Genomic DNA, 25,056 nt, shown 5'->3' on the forward strand with positions numbered 1-25,056 from the left:
CAAAGAATTTGTATCGTCTACATAAACTATTCTTCAATGAATCAATAACTGGTATTGAATATACTTATTATTCCTGATTTTAATAATACCTTAACATTAATTTTATATTCTAACTATTAAATCTTTCGTTTAAATTATATTTTGCTAAGATTTGCTTGCTCGTAAAATATATTTTAATCAAAATAAAAGAGCGAGATAGAAATCATAATAATCATGATTTCATATTCTCGCTCTTAAGCTAAAGTATTTATTTTCCTTAGAAAAATACTTCTTTATTGTTATTTATTGTCATTTTATTTAATATTTTTGATTAATTCATCAGCGAATTCAGATGTAGATACTTCTTTTGCACCATCCATTAAACGTGCGAAGTCATAAGTAACGACTTTTGAAGCAATTGTTTTTTCGATAGACTCAGTAATCTTGTCAGCTGCTTCTTGCCAACCTAGGTGCTCAAGCATTAATGAAGCACTTAAAATTTCAGATGATGGGTTTACTTTATTTAAACCAGCATATTTTGGTGCAGTACCGTGTGTAGCTTCAAATATCGCATGGCCAGTTTCATAGTTAATATTTGCGCCTGGTGCAATACCAATACCGCCAACTTGTGCTGCTAACGCATCTGACACATAGTCACCGTTAAGATTCATCGTAGCTACTACATCGTGATCTGCAGGACGTGTCAATATTTGTTGTAAGAAAATATCTGCAATGGAATCTTTGATGATAATTTTACCGTCTTTTTCAGCTTGTTCTTGAACTTCATTAGCTTTTTCTTTACCATCTTTTTCAACAATTTCATCATATTGTTGCCATGTAAAGACTTTATCACCAAATTCATTATGTGCTAAATCATAGCCCCATTGTTTGAAAGCACCCTCTGTAAATTTCATAATATTACCTTTATGAACTAGAGTTACAGATTTACGATTATTATCTAGAGCATATTGAATCGCTGCACGAACTAAACGCTCTGTACCTTCTTTTGAAACTGGTTTCACACCAATGCCTGATGTTTCTGGGAATCTTATATTTTTAGCACCCATTTCATCTTGTAAGAAATCGATTAATTTTTTAACTTCTGGTGTTCCTTCTTTAAATTCAATACCAGCATAGATATCTTCTGTGTTTTCACGGAAAATAACCATATCAGTATCTTCCGGACGTTTAACTGGTGAAGGTACACCTTGGAACCAACGTACTGGTCTTAAGCAAGTAAATAGATCAAGTTCTTGACGTAGTGCAACGTTTAATGAACGAATACCTCCGCCGATTGGTGTAGTAAGTGGTCCTTTAATTGCAATTAAATATTCATTGATTGTATCTAAAGTTTCTTGTGGTAACCATTCGCCTGTTTCATCATAAGCTTTTTGACCTGCAAGTACTTCTTTCCATTCAATTTTCTTTTCACCGTTATAAGCCTGTTCTACGGCTGCGTCAATGACTCTACTAGCAGCTGACCAAATATCTGGTCCAATACCGTCACCGATAATATAAGGAATGATAGGATTATTTGGTACAGTTAACCCTTCTGCTGTTTTTACTACTTTTTCTCCTGCCATGTAAAAATACCTCCATCATTTGAATTGTTTTATTTATGTTAATTCGTGATTATCTTTCTTCAATTGGTTCATAAGTTCTATTAGTTTCACCAATATATTGTGCTCTTGGACGCATAATTCTATTATCTCTATATTGTTCAAGAATATGTGCAATCCAACCTGAAGTTCTACTAACTGCAAAAATAGGTGTGAATAAATCATGTTCAATATTCATACTGTGATATACAGTTGCACTATAGAAATCCACATTAGCAATAAGGCCTTTTTCTTCTTTCATTTTATCAGCTATTTTTACAGATATATCAAATAACTGGCTTTGGCCTGTTTCGGATGTAATCTTTCTACTCATCTCTTTTAAGAATTTCGCTCTTGGATCACCATTTTTATATACACGGTGACCGAATCCCATTATTTTCTCTTTATTTTTAATTTTATTATCAATGTATTCATCTACATCATCAATAGACTTAACTTCTGATAACATACTCATTACACGCTCATTTGCCCCACCGTGTAATGGACCTTTTAAAGAACCGACAGCTGCTACAATACCTGAATACATGTCTGATAATGAAGACACTGCACATCTTGCAGTAAAGGTAGAAGCATTCAACTCATGATCTGCATGTAATACCAATGCTTTATTAAATGCTTCAACTTCGATATCTGTTGGTAATTCACCACGTAACATATATAAGAAATTACCAGCATAATTTAAATCACTGCTAGGTTTAACAGGTTCTTTACCTTCTCTAACTCTAGCATATGCTGTAACAAGTGAAGCGATTTTAGCTTGAATACGTACTGCACGTTCCATCGTTTGATCTTCACTTTCATCCTCAGCATGTTCATCAAAGTGCGCAACGTAAGACACTGATGTTCTTAATGCTGTCATAGGATGTACATTACTAGTAGCGTACTCTTTAAAATGATTATAAACTCTAGGATTTAATGTCATATAGTTAAAGAGTTTTTCTTTAAATGATTGTAATTCTTCTTTATTAGGTAATCGGTAATGCCATAATAAAAAGACTACTTCTTCAAATTCAGCATTTTCGGCTAAATCATCAATTTCATAGCCAGCATATGTAAGTTGACTATCAATGATAGAGCTCACTTTAGTTTCTGCTGCAATTACCCCTTCTAAACCTTTTTGTAACTCTGCCATATATATTCCCCTTTTCTATTTCATAATGAAACGGCTTTCATAAACTATTATAGCCAATATTTACGTTTTTGTGAATATTTCAGTTTAAATTCCTAGTTAATCATTAAGAAATGATGATTTGTTTATATGCCCATAAACACGCCATAATTAATGAACGTTGTTATATCATCATTCTAATATGTAATTACCCTTTCTTCAATTTATCAAAGTTTTTAATTGGTTATCATGATTAATAACAAATTATTAATATAATATTACACTGACTTTTTTAAGATACAACTATAAAAAAGTGTTGTTTTATTTTAAATTGCGTATCATAATAATAAATAACTTAATAAAGGAGTTAAAACTTATGGCAAAACAACAGTTACAAAGAGAACTCAGCAATAGGCATATACAGTTAATTGCAATTGGAGGTGCAATCGGCACAGGGCTTTTCTTAGGAGCAGGTCAAACCATAGCATTAACTGGCCCTTCGATTTTACTTACATATATCATTATAGGATTTATGTTATTTATGTTTATGCGAGGCTTAGGTGAAATTCTTGTAACAAATACGAATTTTAAATCTTTTGCTGATGTAACAAATCAATACATAGGTTCATTTGCTGGATTTGTTACCGGATGGACATATTGGTTGTGTTGGATTATTACAGGTATGGCAGAGGTTACAGCTGTTGCTAAATACGTTAGTTTCTGGTTCCCACATATCCCCAATTGGATAAGTGCTCTATTTTGTGTATTAATTTTAATGTCACTCAATTTATTAAGCGCTAAACTTTTTGGAGAACTAGAGTTTTGGTTTTCCATCATCAAAGTAGTTACAATCTTAGCACTTATTGTCGTTGGCATTGTAATGATTGTCATGGCATACGATACACAATTTGGACACACCTCGTTAACTAATTTATATCAACATGGTATTTTCCCAAAAGGGATTAGTGGATTTTTAATGTCATTTCAAATGGCACTCTTTTCCTTTGTAGGGATTGAATTGATTGGCGTGACGGCTGGCGAAACAAAAGATCCAACTAAAACGATTCCAAAAGCAATCAACAGCGTTCCGATTAGAATTTTAGTATTTTATGTTGGTGCATTGACTGTAATTATGTCAATCATCCCTTGGAACAATATTAATCCAGAAGAAAGTCCCTTTGTGAGATTATTTGCTTTAATTGGTATTCCATTTGCAGCAGGCATCATCAACTTTGTAGTATTAACAGCTGCTGCTTCTTCTTGTAATAGTGGTATATTTTCAAACAGCCGTATGTTATTTGGGCTTTCAAATCAAAAGCAAGCACCCCCTATTTTTGAAAAAACAAACAAAAATGGTGTGCCTCACATAGCAATCTTAGTCTCATGTGCTCTATTGTTAATTTCAGCCTTATTGAACTATATTATTCCAAACGCAACTTTAGTATTCACATATATTACAACTGTTTCAACAGTACTATTTTTAGTCGTTTGGGCTTTAATTATTGTTGCCTACATTAATTATCATCGCCAAAACCCAGAAATGCACAAAAATGCTACATATAAATTATTTGGTGGTAAATATATTGGGTATATCATTTTGATTTTCTTCTTTTTAGTATTTTGCTTACTTTTCGTAAATGTAGAAACAAGAAGAGCAGTCTATTTAACACCTATTTGGTTTATCATCTTGAGTCTTATGTATCTAAGATATAAAAAATTCGCTACTTCAGATATGAAGTAATCCTATCAACAACTATTGTTGAATGCTTCAACACATCAATAATCTAATACAATAGCCTAAGACATAAAATAGTCTTGGGCTATTTCTGTATAAAAAAGAGAATTGATGCTACATCGTTATGTGTAGTGTTTAACAATAGTATTTGAGTATCTCAATACACGGTGTATATATCATATCGAAATCATTTAAACAGATAACTATTGACGTGCTTAACATGTGTTATATATCAATCAAATAAGCGCAATCTGTTAATGTTTTTATGGTATGATGTATTACTTTAAGTGACGATTATAAATCGAGTAACGATGTTAAAGTTTTATATCTAGAAAAAATGCACTTCCATTTATAAATGGAAGTGCATTTTTAATTTGTATTATCACTTATGTTGCTTATATTATGAGTAAGGATTTAGCATATGATAACTATGATTAAAGTACGTTCGCATATCCTTCAAATACTTTTCCTTGATTTGCATCTACCGTAATCAAGATATCATTTTGTATCTCTTTAGTCGCATTTTCAACACCTACAATTGTTGGAATGCCTTTTTCTAGACCTATAATTGCGCTCGGAGAAGTGATGCCGCTCTCTTCAGCAATTAAGCCACTGGCTTTTTCAATGTAAGGGACAAGCGTTTCATCTACAGAAGTTGTGACAATGACCGTTTCACTTAAATCTTTGCCTTCAAGTTCACTCGCATCATTCACTACTAAAGTATTTCCAACAACTGAATTTCTACCGATACCTTGACCTTTAGCTAATTCGTCACCTACTAGATGTAATTTCATCATATTTGTTGTCCCTTTTTCTCCTGTAGGTACACCTGCTGTAATAATGATTAAATCACCATTTTGAACTTTTTCAGTTTCGACCGCTGTAGCAACTGCTGTGTTCAACATAGCATCTGTTGTTTTACGTCCTTCTTTAACGACAGGGTGAATACCCCAAACCAATGCACATTGACGCGCAGTTTCAGCATGTGGTGTAACCGCAATAATATCTGATTTAGGACGATATTTAGAAATCGTTCTAGAAGTAGAACCACTTTCAGTTGCTGCTACAATCGCTTTTACATTTAAATTTAATGCTGTATGCGCTACTGAAACACCAATTGCATTAACTAATGAAGTTTGCACTAATTTAGTTCGATCGGATAATAATCGTTTATAATCTTGTGCAGCTTCAGCTGAAATTGCAATATTACGCATTGTTTTGACTGCTTCTTCTGGGTATAATCCAGCAGCTGTTTCGCCTGATAGCATAACTGCATCTGTACCATCATAAATGGCATTCGCAACGTCACTTGCTTCAGCACGTGTCGCACGAGGATTACGTTGCATTGAGTCTAACATTTGCGTCGCTGTGATAACAGGCTTACCTAATTTATTACATTGTCTGATTAAGTCTTTTTGCACCATTGGTACGGATTCAGGTGGTATTTCAACACCCATATCACCACGAGCAACCATTAAACCGTCTGAAACTTCAAGTATTTCTTTAATATTGTCAATACCTTCTTGGTTTTCGATTTTAGGTATAATGCTAATGTTTGTGTTTTTACCATCTTCAAGTAATTTGCGAATGTCTAGTACATCACTCGGACGACGCACAAAACTTGCAGCGATAAAGTCAATATTTTCACTTATACCGAATTTAATATCTTCAGCATCTTTATCAGTGATACCTGGTAAACTTACTTTAACACCTGGTAAGTTTACGCCTTTTTTATTTTTTAATTCTCCAGTGTTTAAAACATCACATACAACTTCACCGTTTGCTTTATCTATTTGTTTTACTTGTAATTCAATAAGGCCATCATCTAATAAAATATATGAGCCTTCTTGAACATCATTTATTAGATTATCGTACGTTACTGAGAATTTTTCAGGTGTACCTTCAACTTCAGTCATACTTACGATGACTTCCGTACCTTTTTCAAGTTCAATAGCACCATCTTTCATGTTGTGAGTACGGATTTCAGGACCTTTAGTATCCAATAATATTGCAACTGTTTTACCTAATCTTTGAGATACTTCACGAATTCTATCAATTCTAGCTTTATGTTCTGCATGATCACCATGTGAGAAATTTAATCTCGCAACATTCATTCCAGCTTTAATTAATTTCTCAAGCATTTCTTCAGACTCAGATGCAGGTCCAATTGTACAAACAATTTTAGTTTTTCTCATTATTAATGCCTCCCAGTATTTTATATCGATAATTCATTTGCTAAAGCAAATGTTTCAAAATCAAACTTGTGTTCATTTGACCTAAATATTTCTTCAAATGAAGTGTCTGTTAATTCATTGTTGCGAATACCAACGCCGATTGCTGTTTTTCCTTCTAGTAATAAGTCTACAGCATGTCCACCTAATCGTGAAGCAAGCATTCTATCTGCGCCACTTGGACTGCCGCCACGTTGGATATGACCAAGCACAGATACACGTGCATCAACATTAATATACTTTGTCAGTTCTTTTGCACAATCTTCTCCAGACATACAACCTTCTGCAACCATAACAATGGAATGTTTTTTCCCACGTCTTATTCCGTTGTCAATTTTTTCAGCTACATCTTTAATATCTGTTTCCACTTCTGGGACAATGATTGTTTCAGCTCCTACTGAAAGTCCAGCCCATAGTGCTAAATCTCCACAATCACGACCCATAACTTCTATGATGAATGTTCTTGCATGACTTGAAGCCGTATCGCGAATTTTATCAACACAATCTATAATGGTATTTAATGCAGTATCAAATCCAATTGTAAAGTCTGAACCGTTGATATCATTATCTATCGTACCTGGTACACCTATCGTTTGAATTTCTTTACATTCTTCGCTAATGCGTTGCGCACCTCTATAGCTACCATCTCCGCCTATTACTACTAGGCCTTCAATACCTCTTTTGCGCAAGTTCTCTATTGCTTTTTGTCGAACTTCTGCTTCTTTAAATTCAGGACACCTTGCTGAATACAGAAAAGTTCCGCCACGTTGGATTGTATCTCCAACAGAACCGAGCTCCAACTTCTCGATATCATCGTTTAATAATCCTTGATAGCCTTGGTAAACACCGTAAACTTCAATATTATTATAAATCGCTTTTCTAACAACAGCTCTAATAGCCGCGTTCATGCCTGGTGAATCTCCACCGCTAGTCAACACTGCAATTTTTTTCATGACGACATACCTTTCTAACATGTATTTCTTATTCTAAAAATACCATAAAATTATAGAAGGTGCCATTAAAATAGGGCATTGTAACTCATGTAAACGTTTTTAAGTATTGTAAAAAAACATTTTACAATACGAAAGCGTTTCCTTATATTTTATATTTTCAAAACAATGATACTTTATCATACCTTTAACTTTACTTTATTAAACAGATATCTCAAATTCCCACTTTTGACTTACTTTACTCAATAAAAAAGAGCACTAATATGAAATCAGGGGTTTGTATACCTGATTGCAATTTAATGCTCTTTTAAAACCTTAGACTTTAAAATCCACATGGTTAGTATGAATACTAAAAAAATGGCTTTGCAGAAGTATATTATTTCGTGTCTTTTTAATTATTCATTAAAAGAACCGATATTTCTAAATTTGTCATAGCGATCATCTATGATTTGTTGTTCATTAAACGCACTTAATTCATTCAAATGTTTTAAAAATGCACTTTTTATATTTTGAGCTTGCTTTTCAATATCATGATGAGCGCCACCAAGTGGTTCTTTTAAAACTTCATCGGCAATTTTCAATTCATATAAATCTTCTGCAGTAATCTTCATTGTTTCCGCAGCTATTTGTGCTAAATTACTATCTTTCCATAATAATGCAGATGCACCCTCTGGTGAAATTACAGAATATGTGCTGTTTTCCAGCATTAATAAACGATTCGAAATGCCAAGACCTAAAGCGCCACCGCTTCCACCTTCACCAATTACAACCGCAATGACTGGCACTTTAAGTGCTGCCATTTCGATAAGGTTTTTAGCAATAGATTCACTTTGACCACGTTCTTCTGCTGCTTTCCCTGGATAAGCTCCTTTTGTATCGATAAATGTAAAAATAGGTCTATTAAATTTTTCAGCTTGCTTCATTAAGCGTAAGGCTTTTCTATATCCTTCAGGATGCGCCATACCAAAGTTACGATAAATATTATCTTTAGTATCTTTCCCACGTTGTTGACCAACAACTGTAACTGCTTGGCCATTTAAATAGCCAATACCGCCAATCATAGCTGGATCATCTCGGAAATTACGATCACCATGTAACTCAATAAAGGAATCAAAAATATGAGGTATATAATCTAGAGATGTAGGTCTTTCTTGTAAGCGCGCTAATTGTACTCGATCCCATGGCTTTAAATGAGTATATACCTTTTGTGTTTCACGCTCTAATGAAGCCTCAAGCATATCAATTTCTTCCTGTAAGTCCACGTCATTTTTTTCTTGTGATTCTTTTAACGATTCAATTTTGTTTTTTATTTCAAAAAGTGGCTTTTCAAAGTCAAGCATTCGTTTTCACCTCTTGGTGCATTTTTAAAATATTAGATAGTGTTACTTTCATTTCTTTTCTATGTACAACTTTATCTAATTGTCCATGCTCTAATAAAAATTCAGCAGTTTGGAAGTCGTCAGGTAGCTTTTCATTAATCGTTTGTTCAATCACTCGTCTACCAGCAAAACCAATAAGTGCTTTAGGTTCACTTAAATTAATATCACCAACTGAAGCAAAGCTTGCCGATACACCACCTGTTGTTGGGTTTGTAATATACGAAATATATAGCAATCCATGATCCATATGTCTTTTTAAAGTGACACTGGTTTTACCCATTTGCATTAAAGATATGATACCTTCTTGCATTCTAGCGCCACCACTAGCAGAAAATAGGATGAACGGTAAACGATGCTCAGTACAATATTCTATAATTCTACATATCTTTTCACCAACCACTGAGCCCATGCTACCCATTCTAAATCTAGCATCCATCACAGCTACACCAAATTCAATACCTTCTAAATGTGCTGTACCAGTAACAACAGCTTCATTTAACTCTGTTTTTTGTTGATCTTTTTGAATTTTTTCTTCATAACTTGGAAAATCCAATGGATTCGCAGAGGTCATTCCTTTATCAAATTCTGTGAATGTACCTTCATCAGAAATGGCTTCAATTCTTTTATACGCTGTTAAAGCGATGTGATGATCACAATTGAAACATACATTTAAATTTTCAGCTAATTCTTTAGTATACATGATCTTCTTACATTTCGGGCATTTTGTCATAATTCCTGCTGGAACATCACTTTGTTTTGAATCGGAAACAGTCACATACTTTTTCTTTTTACTACTTCTATTGAAAAAATCTTTAAACATTTTAAACCTCCACTTAACCATTACTGTCTTCCCAATATTATAAACACAATATTTTGAGATCAGTATTCATGAATATTATTTATCTAAATCTGTTAATTTCATTGTTTTATTATAAATTTCTTCTGGGTCCATATCTGTTCTTGCTACCCCTGTTTCCATTGCTGCTTTTGCAACTTCTCTAGCAACAGAAGGTGCCACACGTTTATCAAATGGACCAGGAATACAGTAATCTGGATTTAATTCTTCTGGTTTAATTAAATTTGCAATTGCTTCTACTGCAGCTTGTTTCATCTCTTCATTTATATGCGTAGCTTCTACATCTAATGCACCTCTAAAAATACCAGGAAAAGCAAGGACATTATTGATTTGATTTGGATAATCCGAACGACCAGTTCCAATTACTTTAGCACCTGCTTCTTTTGCTACATCAGGATTGATTTCAGGATTCGGATTTGCCATAGCAAATATAATTGGATCTTTAGCCATTGATTCAACCATTTCTTTTGTTAACAAATCGGCTACAGAAACGCCAATAAATACGTCAGCATCTTTTATGACATCATTTAACGAGCCTTCTACTTTATCTCTGTTTGTCCATTTAGCTACAAATGCTTTTGTATCATTCATACCATAAGAACGACCTTCGTAAATAGCACCTTTGGAATCACACATAATCATATCTCTAACACCATATGAATAAAGCAATTGAACAATTGCCATACCTGCTGCACCTGCTCCGTTAAGTACCACTTTTATATCAGATAATTCTTTATCTATAATGCGCAGTGCATTAATCATACCTGCAACTGTTACAATTGCAGTACCATGTTGGTCATCATGAAAAACAGGTATTTTTGTTTCTTTTTTTAAACGCGCTTCAATTTCAAAACAACGTGGTGCAGAAATATCTTCAAGATTAATGCCACCATAGTTTGGTTCTAATAATTTTACCGTATTTACAATTTCATCTGTATCCGTAGTATTTAGTGCAATCGGCACACCATCAATGCCTGAAAAACTTTTAAACAAAACTGCTTTCCCTTCCATTACTGGAATACTAGCTTCTGCACCAATGTTGCCCAATCCAAGTACAGCTGTACCATCTGTAACAACCGCGACTGTATTTGCTTTCATTGTATATTCAAATACTTTTCTAGGGTCTTCATGTATTTCTTTACATGGTTCAGCTACACCGGGTGAATATGCCAAACTTAGCTCTTCTTTATTGGTCACTTGAACTTTTGGTGTAACTTCTAATTTACCTTGATTAATTCTATGCATTTCTAGTGCGTCGTCTCTTAATGTCATGTAAACCTACCCCTTACATTCAATAATTTTAATCAGTCATATATATTTTTATTACAATCTAACAAAAATTACAAATGTTATCGTTAGCATTAAATCATAAGCACATGTTGTATGATAACTTTTGTAATAAAAACATATATTTTACATGTAGTATTTAAACTATCATTTAATATAAACTGATGGTAAGTATCAACTTAACCATCAGTTTACTATATCATAGTTTATAGACTTGATAAAGTTAAATTATCCTTATATCCCATGGTGAAAACTTGGCTATCAGCGTTTCAATTTTTTCTTTTTTACGTGTTATAAAACCTATAATTTTAAATTGATTTTGGTTTTCTTGAAAATATTTCACTGGGATGTCATCTGCCGTTGCTTGTAAATTTAACTGCTTTTTTATTTCTGATAAATCTTCTATATTTCTAATGATGATTTGTTTTGCATTTGCTAGTTTATTACTTTCAAACGACGCAACACTTTCTATTTGGTTAATAATAAGTTGTTTTTTATTATTTCTATATTCAAATTTACCTTTCACAATAAGTGTATCTGTCTTGTTTAAGTATATTTCGAATTTTTTATATGCGTCTGGGAACACTACCCCATCTAAATTATTAAGTCCATCATTTAACGTAATAAATGCCATATTTTGTCCGTTTTTAGTACGAATACGTTTTAACTGGTCGATTTGAATAAAGATAGGTTGATTATCTCTAGCATTATTAAGCTTATAAATACCAAGATATTGTTTTTCTTCAAATGCCTTCTCTACAGGATGTGTCGAGACATAAAACCCTAAATATTCTTTTTCATAATCACTTAGTACTTGATCTGGTAATTCTTCTTTGTCTTCATAAGATGTTTTTGGGGTCAATACATCAAAAATAAAATCATCTTGTTCCACATTGGATACGTCATCTAACACTTGATCAATCGCATGCAATAACGTCGCTCTATTTTTACCAAATGTATCAAAAGCCCCGACTAATATTAATGCTTCAAGTAATTTTCTACTCTTTATTCTTTTAGGTATACGACGTGTAAAATCAAAGAAATCTTTATATATACCATTACTTTTTCTTTCATCAACAATAAGTTTAACACTCTGATAGCCGATGCCTTTAATTGCGCCTAAAGATAGATAGATACCTTTGTTGCTTGCTTTATAAAACCAATGACTTTCATTAATATTGGGTGCCAATATATTTAATTGCTGATGTTTCGCTTCATCGATCATTTGTGCTGTCTTCTTTTCACTACCAATTGAATTACTTAGGATATTGGCATAAAAATAATTAGCATAATGTACTTTTAAATAACTCATAATATAAGCTATTTTGGAGTAACTCACCGCATGTGCACGTGCGAAGCCATAATCTGCAAATTTTAAAATCAGATCAAAAATTTGTTTGCTTAATCGTTCATCATACCCGTTACTTAAAGCACCTTCCACAAAGTGTTGTCGCTCACTCTCTAATACTGCACGATTCTTTTTACTCATTGCACGTCTTAATATATCTGCTTCACCATAACTAAAATTAGCAAACTTACTCGCAATTTGCATAATTTGTTCCTGATAGATAATAACACCATACGTTGTTTTTAATATAGGCTCTAAGTCTTTATGCAAATATTGTACTTTTTCAGGGAAGTGTCTCCTAGTAATATACGTTGGTATTTCTTCCATAGGTCCAGGTCTATACAAAGAAGTTACAGCTACAATATCTTCAAATTGTTCTGGTTGTAATTTTTTCAATACATTTCTTATACCATCAGATTCTAATTGGAATACACCTGTTGTATCACCATGTGAGAGTAACTGAAATACTTTCGAATCATTAAAAGGAATGGCTTCAATATCTATATCAATGTTCATATCTCTTTTCACTTGCTTAACGATTTGATGAATAATAGATAAATTTCGTAAACCTAGAAAATCAATTTTCAACAGACCAATACGTTCCGCTTCGGTCATAGTCCACTGTGTCAGTATGCCAGTATCACCTAAAGTTAATGGTGTATACTCATATAAAGGGTGGTCGTTTATAATGATCCCTGCTGCATGTGTTGACGTATGTCGTGGTAGACCTTCTAATTTTTTACAAATTTCAAACCAGCGTTCATGCCGATGATTTCTATGCACAAATTGTTTAAATTCCTTTTTCTCATATGCCTCATCTAATGTAATGCCTAATTTATGAGGGATTAAAGATGAAATTTCATTTAATGTTATTTCATCAAAACCCATAATCCGACCGACGTCTCTTGAAACTGCCCTTGCTAATAAATGACCAAATGTCACTATACCAGAAACATGATTATTGCCATATTTTTCCTGTACATATTTAATCACTTTTTCTCTATGTGTATCTTCAAAATCAATATCAATATCTGGCATAGTAACACGCTCAGGATTTAAAAAACGCTCAAATAACAAGTTATATTTAATGGGATCAATCGTCGTAATATCTAATAGGTAACTAACTAAAGAACCAGCAGATGAACCACGACCTGGACCAACTAATACATCATGCGTTTTAGCAAAATGTATTAAATCACTTACAATTAAAAAATAGTCTTCAAAACCCATGCGTGTAATAATTTCATATTCATGATTAAGCCTGTTGTCGTATCTTTGTAATGATGCTTGGGATAGATTTAACTGTTTCAAATTTTGTTGAAGCATCTCATAAAGATAATCTTTAGACGGCTGATTATTTGGTGTTTTAAATTTAGGTAATAATGATTGATGATATTGTAGTTCGGCATTACAAATGGATGCGATGTAATTTGTATTTTGCCAAATACGCTCACTAACATGGAATGTATCTAGATCAGCTCTACTAAACATATGTGCGTTGTAATCATGCACTTCTTTAACTAAATCTAATTTCTCATTATTTTTTATAGCAGCTAATGCCGTTAAAGTATCCGCATCTTCTTCATTTAAATAGTTTGTACTTTGTGCCCACACGGCCGGAAAATCTAAACCTTGTTGGCTACTATGATTTACAAATATATCTTCATTACCAATAAAATTTTGTAATATGCTTTGGTGTGCTTCATTTACATCTTTAAATATGACAATCAAATGATCAATATATTTATTAAGCCACTCTAAGGGCGTTTCAGACTTTTCTTTCATTTTTATTGCAGATGATAATTTAAATAAATCTTTTAGACCTTGATTATTTTTAGCTAGGACAATGGTTTCAACTGAAGCTAAACCATCTGTGAGATAAATTGTCATACCAAATATTGGATGAATATTTGCTGCTATGCACGCGTCGTAGAATTGGGGATAACCATATAAAACATTTGTATCTGTAATTGCTAATGATGTGTAACCTTCTTTCGTTGCTTTCGCAATGACATCTTTAATTTTAATACTTGAATTCAATAAGTCATACGATGTATGAACGTTTAAATGCGCAACCATCAGCAAATACCTCCCAAATCTTACAATTTATTATTTAATGCTTGTGCTAATTCTTCAAATTGGTGCCAATTTGCAACGGAAACACCGGATGCATTCGGATGGCCTCCACCACCAAATGCATTAGCAATATCATTAATGACGATACCTTTAGAACGAATGCGACATCTAATTTCAGTTCCTTCATCTACCGCAAAAACCCATATTTTCAATCCTTGAATATCAGCAATCGCATTGACAAATAGCGAAGCTTCATTCGCTACAATATCAAATTTTTCTAGTACATCTTTTGTGATTTTAACCTTACAAAAACCTTTATCATTTAAATCAAAATTTTGTAAAACATAGCCTTGAAATGGCAATAATTTAGGATCTTTTTCACCCAATTTATTCAATTCTTGTTGATGATTAAATGAATATTTTAATAATTGGCTTGCGACTTCCATCGTATGTGGTGTTGTATTATTAAATAAAAAACGCCCAGTATCTCCAACAATACCTAAATACAATACTCTTGCTACAGAATCATCAATCAGAGATTGATCGTTAAAATGACTTATGAAATCAAAAATAATCTCACTCGTTGATGATGCTTCATCATTGACATAATTTATATCTCCATATTGGTCAACTGCTGGGTGATGATCAATTTTAACAAGACGTTTGCCAGTATTGAATCTATGGTCACTGATTCTCGGTGCATTTGCAGTGTCGCATACGATAACCAATGCTTCGTTATATTGGTCATCACTAATATCATCAAAAGTACCGATAAAATCAAGCGACGGTTCTCCTTCTCCAACTGCAAAAATATTCTTTTCTGGAAATTTAAGTTTTAAGTAATATTTCAAGCCGAGTTGCGACCCATAAGCATCTGGGTCTGGTCTCACATGTCTATGTATAATTACTGTTTGAACCGCTTTTATTTCATCCATAATTTGATTAAATTCCATCGTCATTTTATATCTTCCTTTTTATAATTTATATATACCCTTTAATCTATCATCTGACAAATGATCATTGCTTTTGCAACATGTTTACCATCACTTGTCATCGTTACCTCTAATTTAGCAAAATTTCTACCTACATCTAACATATCATAATGTACATTGATTTCAGATTCAATTTGCACAGTCTTAATGTAAATGATATTTAAACTTTCAATCATTACTTCAAGTTTCTTTAATTTCCGCATTTCATAACGAACGGTTTCTTCAATAATTGCTACAAAAACTGCTTTACTCAATGTGCCAAATTGATTTGTAAGTAAAGGCGAAGTTTGTACTTGAATATCATCGTTTGCAATTGTAATATGTTTAGCTACTTGATCATTAATGGTTTCACCTACTTGTGGCTGACGACTCAGCAATTGCATTGCTGTTAATACATCTTTTCTAGTAATTACACCTATTAATTTTTTGCTTGGTGAAATCACTGGTAATAATTCAATACCTTCCCAAATCATCATGTGTGCACAATTTGCAACAGTAGTTGAAAGTTGTACATTGAGTGGAGACTTCGTCATAAAATGTGCTAAAGTATCATTGTCATCCATTTTAATTATTTCTTTACTTGTGATAATACCAACTAAACGCCAATGTTCATCAATAACCGGGAATCTGGAATGTCCTGTGCGTTTTGCTTTTTCTTTGTAATCGTGCAAGGTCATATTATCAAAAACCACAGTATCTTCATTCACTGATTTAACTATGTCTTCAACGACCAATATTTCTTTCCGAATCATTTGATTATACATCGCTCTATTAATAATATTTGCAACTAAATATGTATCATAATTAGATGACAGTATCGGTAAATCATGTTCATCGGCATATTTGATTATCTCATTAGACGTTCTGAAACCACCAGTAATCAATACTGCGCTTCCTCTTTTCAATGCGGCCAATTGGACATCTTTACGATTTCCTACAATCAATAATGTGTGAGGACTTAAATACTTTACCACATCTTCAATTTCCATTGCGCCAATCGCAAATTTTGATAATGTCTTAATAAGGCCATTTCTTCCTCCTAATACTTGTCCATCAATTATTTTTACAATTTCTCCAAATGTAAGTTGTTCAATTTGTTCACGTGATTTCTTTTCTATTCGGACAGTACCAACTCTATCTATTGTTGCTACTAAACCAATTCTACCGGCATCTTTAATCGCACGATACGCTGTCCCCTCAGAGACATTTAAATCTTTCGCTATTTTTCTAACAGAAATCTTTTGTCCTACTGCTAAAGATTCGATATAAGATAAAATTTGCTCATGCTTTGTCATTTTAATAACCTCATTTTTGACATTTTCTATGATATTATAACTTTTTATAGCTAAAATTGCGATTTAATCACTTAAAAAATATATTTTAACTATAATTATGACATATATTCAGTAATATATTAATATTTATAAAACTTTTTACTCTGTTACTATGAAAATATATAATTTTTAATTTGATTTGTGATAAACTCTAATTAGAATAGAATTAAGGAGGGATGGAATAATGTTTAAAAATATTTTACTCGGTGTTGATACCACACTTAAAAATGAAAAAGCGCTAGAAGAAGTTTCAAAATTAGCTGGTGAAGGTACTGTTGTAACAATTCTTAACGCAATCAGTGAACAAGATGCACAAGCATCGATTAAATCTGGTGTTCATTTAGATAAACTTGTTGAAAAACGTAGTAAAGGTTTAGAAAATACACGAAATACGCTCGATGAATATGGCATTAAATATGATGAAATCATTGTTCGTGGTAATGCTAAAGAACAATTGGTAAAAGAGGCAAATAGTGGTAAATATGAAATTGTTGTACTTAGTAACCGTCGTGCTGAAGCCAAGAAAAAATTCGTGCTAGGTAGTGTGAGTCATAAAGTTGCTAAAAGAGCAAGCATCCCTGTGCTTATTGTAAAATAGCATAACACTTAATATGACTCTAATAGTCACCTCATTGCATCAAACGATCCAATTCTATAAAACCAAAGAAAACGCCAATTCCTCTAAAATCCTAGTAGAAATTGGCGTTTTTGTTTTATCCAAGATTTTTTATGTCACAATCACTTTAAAGTTGGACTGCATCACCTGGATTTAATATCTGTACTTCACCTTCTGAAACAGCTGACTTGAAATCTTCTGGATTTTGTTTAATCAAGTCAAATGTATTGTAGTGAATTGGTACTGTAATTTTAGGTTTAATGAACTGATTAATTGCAAAACTAGCATCATCAATGCCCATTGTGAAATTATCACCAATTGGAATAAAACAAATGTCAACTGGATGACGTTCAGCAATTAATTTCATGTCACCAAATAATCCTGTATCACCAGTATGATAAATCGTCTTGCCTTCTATTTCTAAAATTAGCCCCATCGGCATACCTAAATATACGGGAATACCATTGTCATCAGTCAAGCTAGAACTGTGAAACGCTTGTACAAACTTAACCGTTCCAAAATCAAATTCTGCTTTACCACCAATATTCATAGGTCTAACATTTTCAACATTTTTAGTAGTCGTTAAATAATCACCTAATTCAGCTGAACCAATAACTGTTGCATGGTTTCTATTTGCTAATTCAACTGTATCACCAAAATGATCGCCATGACCATGTGTTAAAATTATATAATCTACTTCTAAAGTTTCAGCATCTAAATCAGATAAATCGTTTCCCGTAATAAATGGATCAACAATTACTTTTTTGCCATTTGCTTCAAAATAAATCGTTGATTGTCCATGAAAAGATAATTTCATATCGATAATTCCTCCCATAAAACTATTTATTTTATATATACCACAATGATTAATAGTTATAACACACTTTTACCAAAATACGTGTTTATGAACGATAAATTTTTTTTATAATTTTAGCAATATACTTTATTTCAACATATTATTTTTGAATTCCTTACACAACTAACATAAAATTAATATAATCATATATTTAGGAGGCAGTAAAATGAAGTTACAACAAGTTATAGAATCATTAAAGTCACAACAAGCTGATGCAGCATGGATTACTACCCCATTAAACATCTTTTATTTCACCGGTTATTTAAGTGATCCTCACGAACGGTTACTAGCTCTTTTAATCAAAGCGAATGGTGATCAAGTTTTATTTTGCCCACAACTTGAAGTTGAAGAAGTTAAAGCTTCACCTTTTGAGGGAGAGGTCATTGGTTACCTTGATACAGAAAATGCATTAGACAAATATCCACATACTTTCAATAAAATGTTAGTAGAAGCGGCTCATTTAACTGTACAGCGCCAACGTGAATTAATCGAAGCTTTCAAAGTACAATCGTTCGGTGACATAGATCAAACGATAAAGTCACTACGTAATGTTAAAAGTGAATCTGAAATCGCTAAAATTCGGAAAGCTTGTGAACTAGCAGATAAATGTATAGAAATTGGAGCAGATTTCTTAAAAGAAGGTGTGACAGAACGACAAGTTGTTAATCACATTGAATATGAAATCAAAGCTTATGGAGTTAATGAAATGAGCTTTGATACAATGGTCCTTTTCGGTGATCACGCAGCATCACCACACGGTATACCTGGCGACCGTCAATTACAAAATAATGAATTTGTGTTATTTGATTTAGGCGTCATTTACGAAAATTATTGTAGTGATATGACCAGAACAATTAAATTTGGAAAGCCTAGTTCAGAAGCTCAAAACATTTACGATACCGTATTAAAAGCTGAACAAGCGGCGATTGCTGCAATTAAACCTGGTGTACAAATCAAAGATGTAGACGCTATTGCTCGAGATATTATCACAGATGCTGGTTATGGAGACTATTTCCCTCATCGATTAGGACATGGCCTAGGATTAGAAGAGCATGAATACCAAGATGTTTCTAGTACAAATACAAATGAATTCGTACCGGGTATGGTTGTAACAGTCGAACCTGGCATCTATGTTCCAGGAGTAGCTGGTGTGCGTATAGAAGATGATATTCTTGTTACTGAAAATGGAAACGAAAGCTTAACAGGTTACGAAAAATGATCAAAGAGGCCGTAGTCGAAACAATCCAACAAGTTGAATACGCAATTGAAAATGGTGCAGATCGTATTGAATTATGTGATAACTTACATGTCGGAGGTACCACACCTAGTATTGGAATGATTGAAATTGCTACTGAAATTTGTAAAGCAAATCACGTAGAAATTGCTATCATGATACGCCCTCGCGGAGGCAACTTTGTATATAGCTTATACGACTTTGAAATTATGCAACGAGATATTAAAGCTATTAAATCATATGATATTGACTACTTTGTTTTCGGTTGTTTAACAGAAGATAATACACTGAACGAATGGCAAATGAAAACTTTAAAACAACTCGCATCACCAATACCTGTTGTTTGTCATATGGCTTTCGACGAAATTCATTTAGAAGGACAAGTAAAAGCATTACACAAATTAATTGAACTAGGTTTTACCAGGATACTGACACATGGTGGTCCAGCAGAAACTGATATTTTTGATAATTTAAATCAACTTGGTAAATTAGTCGTGAATTCTGGTGGAAATATTGAAATCATGCCTGGTGGTGGTTTAACAAAATCTAATGTTCAAGCGCTCGTTGCTGCATTTCCTTTTCAAGAAGTACACGGTACAAAAATTGTATAGCAGTATCAAATAATCTTATATGACATTCAAATGCTTAACTGCAACACAAATTTCATCATATTAACGATTGTTGTGTTCGTGTCTCAATATTTAGATTATATTTTACAATTATCATTATTTAAACACATTAAATTTCATAAATTATTTTAAAATCCAAATTAAAAACTGGTAACCTCTACTTTATAGAAGAGATTACCAGTTTTTGTTTGTTATTTTTTATTATTTAAGAGAACTTTCAACATTAGAATAAGGTAAATTCAAAGCTTCACCTACACCTTTATTTGTTAATACACCATTAATTGTATTTAAACCAAATGATAGAGGTTCGTTATCTTGTAATGCTTTTAAGTAACCTTTTCCCGCAATTTGTAATGCATATGGTAACGTTGCATTATTCAATGCAATGGTAGAAGTACGTGGTACTGCACCAGGCATATTAGCCACAGCATAATGTACAACACCATGTTTTTTATACGTTGGATCATCATGCGTTGAAATACGATCAGTTGTCTCGAAAATACCACCTTGGTCTATAGCAATATCCACGATTACCGAACCGTCTTTCATGGATTTTACCATGTCTTCAGTAACTAGATTTGGCGCTTTGGCACCTGGAATTAATACCGCACCGATAACTAAGTCGCTGTTTTTAACACATTGTTCAATATTTAATGGGTTAGACATAATTGTGTGCACACGACCATCAAATAAATCTTCAAGCTCTTGTAAACGCTTAGGATTAACATCCAAAATTGTTACATCGGCACCTAATCCTAATGCTATTTTAGCAGCATTTGTGCCAGCTTGACCTCCACCGATAATCGTTACGCGGCCTTTAGAGACGCCAGGCACACCGCCAAGTAAAATGCCCATGCCACCTTTATATTTTTGTAAAAATTCTGCCCCAATTTGAGCAGACATACGCCCTGCTACTTCACTCATTGGTGTTAATAGTGGTAATGATTTATCTGGCAATTGAACCGTTTCATAAGCAATACCTATTACTTTATTATCTAATAAAGCTTGTGTGAGTTTCTTTTCATTTGCTAAATGTAAATAAGTAAATAGTATGAGTCCTTCCTTAAAGTATTGGAACTCTTCTTCTAATGGCTCTTTGACTTTCATAACCATATCCACGTTCCATACTTCAGCTGGTCCATCACCAATTTTCGCCCCAGCCGTAACATAATCATCATCTTCAAAATATGAACCTAAACCAGCAGATTTTTCAACAATGACTGAGTGACCTTGTTCTACTAATGCATGTACACCACTTGGTGATAAACTCACCCTATTTTCATTGTTTTTAATCTCCTTCGGAATACCTATTCTCATTTTATCCACCTCCAAATTTATAGTAACGCGTATTATATGAAAGCGCAATCATAGTTTAGGGTATTTTTACAACATGTATTAAGGGGAATTATGTTAATATTCTGTAAATAGTGGTATAATATAAGCAAGAAGATGAAGGAGGTAATTGTGATGCTAACGTATAAAAATATTTTAATCGCTGTCGATGGATCACATGAAGCTGAATGGGCATTTAATAAAGCTGTAGAAGTAGCAAAACGTAATGACTCTAAACTAACAATCGTCAATGTTATTGATTCAAGAACTTACTCTTCTTATGAAGTTTATGATGCTCAATTTACTGAAAAATCAAAAAATTTCTCAGAAGATTTGTTAAAAGGTTATAAAGAAGTAGCAACAAATGCTGGTGTAACCGCGGTTGAAACAAGACTAGAATTTGGTTCACCTAAAGCAATCATACCTAAAAAGTTAGCAGCTGATGTAGAAGCAGATTTAATTATGTGTGGTACGTCAGGATTAAATGCAGTTGAAAGATTTATCGTAGGTTCTGTGTCTGAGGCAATTGTACGACACTCTCCGTGTGACGTGTTGGTGGTACGCACAGAAGAACTTCCAGAAGACTTCCAACCACAAGTAGCTACAGATGAATTTAGATCTAAGTATCAAGCACACTAACTTTAATATTCGACCTATTTAATAAAAGCATACAGATTTAAAAGAAGAGAGATAGTTTGCACGATATATAGTGTTAAACTATCTCTTTTTATTAATTATCTTAACATCTATAATTTACTTGTTATCCAATTGTTATATTAAATTCAAATGCGCTTCATATCAGGTAAGTAAAATAAAATTAAGACATACCCCTAAAGGAGTCAATGATATGAAACAATTTAAGAGACTGATGATACTTAGTTTTGCCATTAATGCTTTTTTGATTTCTGCACCAACACATACATACGCATCTTCAACTGATGTTATAAAAAGTGAAAAAACAGCTACTCGATTAAATTATATAGATACGGAAACAATTCCTTATAATAAATCATTTAATGATACAAAAGTAGGCGGTCTTTCTGGCATTTCCTATGATGCCAAATCCAAAAAATGGCTTATGATTAGCGATGATCGTTCAGAAGAAAATCCAGCCAGATTTTATGAAGCTCAAATTCATTATAATAAACACAAATTTAATAAAGTAAAATTCACTCGAATGCACTATTTAACACAAGCTAATGGAACAAAATACCCAAATAAAGCATCGTATAATCCCCATTCACAAGATGTTGTAGTTGACCCAGAATCAATTAGAATTGACCCTCTCAATCGTAACCATATACTTTATACAAGTGAAGGTGATCGAAATCTCGGTTTCAATCCCTTCATAAGAATAGCTAGTAGAACTGGAACATTGATCAATGATTTGCAAATCAATAACCCTATCAAAAAGGATGATCAAAATAAATATGAATTTAGAAATAATCAGCCGCTAGAGGGAAGTACGTTTTCTGAAAATGGTAAGTATATCTGGACTTCTATGGAAGCACCTTTACTTCAAGATGATCAATTACCAACCACAGAATCAGGCGCCCTAACACGCTTAACAAAATATAATCGTCAAGGAGATGTTATAACAGAAAAAGCTTATTCTCTAGATCCAATTCCTAAAAAACCTGGAAAAAATAAAGATGCTGAAAATGGAATTGCTGAAATTTTAACCTTGAATCAAAAACAATTACTTGTACTTGAGCGTGCCACTGTTCAAGATAAAAATAGTAATTTCAAAAATTATATTCGCGTCTATAAAGTCGATATAGCCAGTGGAACAGATATTAAAAATATTAAATCTCTCCAAAAATCTCACGTCGCACCGGTAAAAAAACAACTGATCGCAAATCTTAATGAGCAAGACATTGGGCATATCGACAATATAGAAGGAATGTCATTTGGCCCGAAATTACCTAATGGTAACGATAGCTTGGTCTTTATTTCAGATAATAACTTCAATCAAAAACAACAAACGAACCTAACTGCATTCGAAATAAAACCTTAAAAATACAACAATCAGCTTATGTTTTTCAATTCAAGTATATTTTTTTAAAACTTAATAAGTAGTTAAAACATTAATAATAAAACAAAAGAAAACGTCAATTTCTATAAGCTTGCAATAGAAATTGACGTTTATTTATAAATCAAAATGCTTATATTCAAGATTTTGTTTTGAAACTTTTTAAGATTTTGAACTGAATCAAGTCTCTATACTTTGAAATTAAACAATCTCTAGTTTTGTTTCAAACTTATTCTAGATTACCAAATTTAACTACATCGCGTGCAATCATGACTTCTTCGTTTGTAGGAATAACAATGACTTTTACTGGTGAGTGAGGATAGTTAATGAAACCTTCTTCTCCATGAATCGCTTCATTTTTCTTAGCATCCCAATAAACTCCCATAAATTCTAAACCTTCTAAAACTTTTGCTCTAACAGGATCAGAGTTCTCGCCTACACCTGCAGTAAAGATGATTACATCTACGCCGTGCATACGTGTCGCATAAGAACCAATATATTTGTGAATTCTTGATGCAAAGACATCTAATGCTAATTGAGCACGTTCTTTACCTGCTTTAGCTTCATCAATAATGTCTCTTAAATCACTTGAAGTACCAGAAATACCTAATAAACCTGATTCTTTATTTAATGTATTCAAAACTTCTTCTGCATTTTTTCCTGTTTTTTCCATAATAAATGGAATTAATGCAGGGTCAATATTTCCTGAACGCGTACCCATAGTAACACCAGCAAGTGGTGTGAATCCCATTGAAGTATCAACAGATTCTCCGCCATCTATTGCAGCAATTGATGCACCATTACCGATGTGACATGAAATCATGCGTAATTCTTCAATCGGTTTGCCCAAAATCTCAGCTGCGCGTTGAGATACATATTTATGACTTGTTCCGTGGAATCCATATTTACGAATACCATAATCTTCGTAATATTGGTATGGTAAGCTGTATAAATAAGATTTTTCTGGCATAGTTTGATGGAACGAAGTATCAAAAATAGCTACATGTGGAATTTCTGGTAACAATTTACGGAAAGCACGAATACCCATTAAGTTTGCAGGGTTGTGTAAAGGTGCTAATTCACTTAATGACTCAATTTGTTCTTCAACTTCATCCGTAACATATACTGAATTTGGGAATAATTCACCACCATGAACGACACGATGACCTGTTCCGTCAATGTCATAAATGCTATCAATCACACCATGTTTTTTGAAACTTTCCAACATGATATTAACCGCTTGTTCATGGTCTGCAATATCTAAAGTTTCCTTGTGTTTTTCTCCACCCACTTCAATGGTAAATACAGAATCTTTTAATCCAATACGTTCAATTAGTCCTTTAGTAACAATTTTTTCTTCCGGCATTTCAATAAGTTGAAATTTCAATGATGAACTACCAGCGTTAATAGCCAAAATTAATTTTGACATAGCATAATGCCTCCAATTTAAATTAAATTATTTT

Annotated in this window: 18 protein-coding genes and 2 pseudogenes; 6 read left to right on the plus strand and 14 right to left on the minus strand. The window is 33.0% G+C overall.

Annotated elements, in window-relative coordinates; all coding sequences use genetic code 11:
- Nucleotides 1-293: 293 nt before the first annotated feature.
- Together icd and AB1J10_RS03470 are read right to left on the minus strand one after the other, a co-directional pair.
- Nucleotides 294-1,562 (minus strand): NADP-dependent isocitrate dehydrogenase, encoded by a 1,269-nt coding sequence (icd, locus tag AB1J10_RS03465; RefSeq protein ID WP_046206875.1) that lies wholly within the window; start codon nucleotides 1,560-1,562, stop codon nucleotides 294-296.
- Nucleotides 1,563-1,611: 49 nt separating this feature from the next.
- Complete coding sequence (locus AB1J10_RS03470; protein WP_064208851.1) at nucleotides 1,612-2,730, minus strand: citrate synthase; 1,119 nt, start codon at nucleotides 2,728-2,730, stop codon at nucleotides 1,612-1,614.
- Between the two features lie 352 nt (nucleotides 2,731-3,082).
- Between AB1J10_RS03470 and AB1J10_RS03475 the strand changes: the two genes are divergently transcribed.
- On the plus strand, nucleotides 3,083-4,447 hold the full coding sequence (locus AB1J10_RS03475; RefSeq protein ID WP_070039334.1) for an amino acid permease: 1,365 nt from the start codon (nucleotides 3,083-3,085) through the stop codon (nucleotides 4,445-4,447).
- A 428-nt stretch (nucleotides 4,448-4,875) separates the two neighbouring features.
- On the opposite strand, the gene pyk is transcribed toward AB1J10_RS03475, so the two are convergent.
- The 9 genes and pseudogenes from pyk to AB1J10_RS03515 all read right to left on the minus strand — a co-directional run bounded on the left by pyk (nucleotide 4,876) and on the right by AB1J10_RS03515 (nucleotide 16,855).
- A complete protein-coding gene (gene pyk, locus AB1J10_RS03480; RefSeq protein WP_369003004.1) occupies nucleotides 4,876-6,636 on the minus strand; it encodes a pyruvate kinase in 1,761 nt (586 codons plus the stop codon).
- Between the two features lie 20 nt (nucleotides 6,637-6,656).
- Nucleotides 6,657-7,625, minus strand: a complete 969-nt coding sequence (pfkA, locus tag AB1J10_RS03485; RefSeq protein ID WP_046206871.1) for a 6-phosphofructokinase — start codon at nucleotides 7,623-7,625, stop codon at nucleotides 6,657-6,659.
- A gap of 392 nt (nucleotides 7,626-8,017) precedes the next feature.
- Nucleotides 8,018-8,962, minus strand: coding sequence for an acetyl-CoA carboxylase carboxyltransferase subunit alpha (locus AB1J10_RS03490; RefSeq protein ID WP_046206870.1), 945 nt, complete (start codon nucleotides 8,960-8,962; stop codon nucleotides 8,018-8,020).
- Nucleotides 8,955-9,821, minus strand: coding sequence for an acetyl-CoA carboxylase, carboxyltransferase subunit beta (gene accD, locus AB1J10_RS03495; protein ID WP_046206869.1), 867 nt, complete (start codon nucleotides 9,819-9,821; stop codon nucleotides 8,955-8,957). Before accD ends, AB1J10_RS03490 begins: the two co-directional genes overlap by 8 nt.
- A 75-nt stretch (nucleotides 9,822-9,896) precedes the next feature.
- Complete coding sequence (locus tag AB1J10_RS03500; RefSeq protein WP_046206868.1) at nucleotides 9,897-11,129, minus strand: NAD(P)-dependent malic enzyme; 1,233 nt, start codon at nucleotides 11,127-11,129, stop codon at nucleotides 9,897-9,899.
- 414 nt (nucleotides 11,130-11,543) lie between these two features.
- Nucleotides 11,544-14,088 (minus strand): annotated as a pseudogene (locus AB1J10_RS03505) (DNA polymerase III subunit alpha); the annotation flags it as partial.
- Nucleotides 14,089-14,201: 113 nt separating this feature from the next.
- A pseudogene (locus tag AB1J10_RS12635) lies at nucleotides 14,202-14,571 on the minus strand (PHP domain-containing protein); the annotation flags it as partial.
- 20 nt (nucleotides 14,572-14,591) lie between these two features.
- Nucleotides 14,592-15,527: a DHH family phosphoesterase gene (locus AB1J10_RS03510; protein ID WP_107365403.1), complete on the minus strand. Its 936-nt coding sequence runs from the start codon at nucleotides 15,525-15,527 to the stop codon at nucleotides 14,592-14,594.
- Between the two features lie 35 nt (nucleotides 15,528-15,562).
- On the minus strand, nucleotides 15,563-16,855 hold the full coding sequence (locus tag AB1J10_RS03515; protein ID WP_046206865.1) for a DRTGG domain-containing protein: 1,293 nt from the start codon (nucleotides 16,853-16,855) through the stop codon (nucleotides 15,563-15,565).
- Between the two features lie 223 nt (nucleotides 16,856-17,078).
- On the opposite strand from AB1J10_RS03515, the gene AB1J10_RS03520 reads away from it, so the two are divergent.
- Nucleotides 17,079-17,492 (plus strand): universal stress protein, encoded by a 414-nt coding sequence (locus AB1J10_RS03520; RefSeq protein WP_046206864.1) that lies wholly within the window; start codon nucleotides 17,079-17,081, stop codon nucleotides 17,490-17,492.
- A gap of 145 nt (nucleotides 17,493-17,637) precedes the next feature.
- Here AB1J10_RS03520 and AB1J10_RS03525 read toward each other — a convergent pair whose 3' ends face one another.
- Nucleotides 17,638-18,327, minus strand: a complete 690-nt coding sequence (locus AB1J10_RS03525) for a metal-dependent hydrolase (protein ID WP_046206863.1) — start codon at nucleotides 18,325-18,327, stop codon at nucleotides 17,638-17,640.
- A 205-nt stretch (nucleotides 18,328-18,532) separates the two neighbouring features.
- On the opposite strand from AB1J10_RS03525, the gene AB1J10_RS03530 reads away from it, so the two are divergent.
- Complete coding sequence (locus AB1J10_RS03530) at nucleotides 18,533-19,585, plus strand: M24 family metallopeptidase (RefSeq protein WP_046206862.1); 1,053 nt, start codon at nucleotides 18,533-18,535, stop codon at nucleotides 19,583-19,585.
- Complete coding sequence (locus AB1J10_RS03535; protein ID WP_107365402.1) at nucleotides 19,582-20,211, plus strand: copper homeostasis protein CutC; 630 nt, start codon at nucleotides 19,582-19,584, stop codon at nucleotides 20,209-20,211. Before AB1J10_RS03530 ends, AB1J10_RS03535 begins: the two co-directional genes overlap by 4 nt.
- 219 nt (nucleotides 20,212-20,430) lie before the next feature.
- Here the strand turns inward: AB1J10_RS03535 and ald are convergent, their stop codons facing one another.
- On the minus strand, nucleotides 20,431-21,546 hold the full coding sequence (gene ald, locus AB1J10_RS03540) for an alanine dehydrogenase (protein ID WP_046206860.1): 1,116 nt from the start codon (nucleotides 21,544-21,546) through the stop codon (nucleotides 20,431-20,433).
- A gap of 150 nt (nucleotides 21,547-21,696) precedes the next feature.
- Here ald and AB1J10_RS03545 point away from each other — a divergent pair, with 150 nt between their 5' ends.
- Together AB1J10_RS03545 and AB1J10_RS03550 are read left to right on the plus strand one after the other, a co-directional pair.
- On the plus strand, nucleotides 21,697-22,200 hold the full coding sequence (locus AB1J10_RS03545; protein ID WP_046206859.1) for a universal stress protein: 504 nt from the start codon (nucleotides 21,697-21,699) through the stop codon (nucleotides 22,198-22,200).
- A gap of 208 nt (nucleotides 22,201-22,408) precedes the next feature.
- On the plus strand, nucleotides 22,409-23,578 hold the full coding sequence (locus AB1J10_RS03550; protein WP_369003005.1) for an esterase-like activity of phytase family protein: 1,170 nt from the start codon (nucleotides 22,409-22,411) through the stop codon (nucleotides 23,576-23,578).
- Between the two features lie 244 nt (nucleotides 23,579-23,822).
- Here AB1J10_RS03550 and AB1J10_RS03555 read toward each other — a convergent pair whose 3' ends face one another.
- Nucleotides 23,823-25,022, minus strand: a complete 1,200-nt coding sequence (locus AB1J10_RS03555) for an acetate kinase (RefSeq protein WP_046206857.1) — start codon at nucleotides 25,020-25,022, stop codon at nucleotides 23,823-23,825.
- Nucleotides 25,023-25,056 lie beyond the last annotated feature (34 nt).

The sequence above is a fragment of the Staphylococcus cohnii species complex 1663 genome (assembly GCF_041008415.1).
Classification (GTDB): domain Bacteria; phylum Bacillota; class Bacilli; order Staphylococcales; family Staphylococcaceae; genus Staphylococcus; species Staphylococcus ureilyticus.

Excerpts from the sequence above, each read along its gene's own strand:
- AB1J10_RS03500 (WP_046206868.1), bottom strand. The coding sequence starts at position 11,129 with ATGACATTAAGAGACGACGCACTAGAAATGCATAGAATTAATCAAGGT.
- AB1J10_RS03535 (WP_107365402.1), top strand. The coding sequence starts at position 19,582 with ATGATCAAAGAGGCCGTAGTCGAAACAATCCAACAAGTTGAATACGCA.
- accD (WP_046206869.1), bottom strand. The coding sequence starts at position 9,821 with ATGTTTAAAGATTTTTTCAATAGAAGTAGTAAAAAGAAAAAGTATGTG.
- AB1J10_RS03530 (WP_046206862.1), top strand. The coding sequence starts at position 18,533 with ATGAAGTTACAACAAGTTATAGAATCATTAAAGTCACAACAAGCTGAT.
- AB1J10_RS03520 (WP_046206864.1), top strand. The coding sequence starts at position 17,079 with ATGTTTAAAAATATTTTACTCGGTGTTGATACCACACTTAAAAATGAA.
- AB1J10_RS03510 (WP_107365403.1), bottom strand. The coding sequence starts at position 15,527 with ATGACGATGGAATTTAATCAAATTATGGATGAAATAAAAGCGGTTCAA.
- pfkA (WP_046206871.1), bottom strand. The coding sequence starts at position 7,625 with ATGAAAAAAATTGCAGTGTTGACTAGCGGTGGAGATTCACCAGGCATG.
- AB1J10_RS03545 (WP_046206859.1), top strand. The coding sequence starts at position 21,697 with ATGCTAACGTATAAAAATATTTTAATCGCTGTCGATGGATCACATGAA.
- pyk (WP_369003004.1), bottom strand. The coding sequence starts at position 6,636 with ATGAGAAAAACTAAAATTGTTTGTACAATTGGACCTGCATCTGAGTCT.
- AB1J10_RS03555 (WP_046206857.1), bottom strand. The coding sequence starts at position 25,022 with ATGTCAAAATTAATTTTGGCTATTAACGCTGGTAGTTCATCATTGAAA.
- AB1J10_RS03490 (WP_046206870.1), bottom strand. The coding sequence starts at position 8,962 with ATGCTTGACTTTGAAAAGCCACTTTTTGAAATAAAAAACAAAATTGAA.
- AB1J10_RS03525 (WP_046206863.1), bottom strand. The coding sequence starts at position 18,327 with ATGAAATTATCTTTTCATGGACAATCAACGATTTATTTTGAAGCAAAT.
- AB1J10_RS03470 (WP_064208851.1), bottom strand. The coding sequence starts at position 2,730 with ATGGCAGAGTTACAAAAAGGTTTAGAAGGGGTAATTGCAGCAGAAACT.
- AB1J10_RS03475 (WP_070039334.1), top strand. The coding sequence starts at position 3,083 with ATGGCAAAACAACAGTTACAAAGAGAACTCAGCAATAGGCATATACAG.
- icd (WP_046206875.1), bottom strand. The coding sequence starts at position 1,562 with ATGGCAGGAGAAAAAGTAGTAAAAACAGCAGAAGGGTTAACTGTACCA.
- AB1J10_RS03515 (WP_046206865.1), bottom strand. The coding sequence starts at position 16,855 with ATGACAAAGCATGAGCAAATTTTATCTTATATCGAATCTTTAGCAGTA.
- AB1J10_RS03550 (WP_369003005.1), top strand. The coding sequence starts at position 22,409 with ATGAAACAATTTAAGAGACTGATGATACTTAGTTTTGCCATTAATGCT.
- ald (WP_046206860.1), bottom strand. The coding sequence starts at position 21,546 with ATGAGAATAGGTATTCCGAAGGAGATTAAAAACAATGAAAATAGGGTG.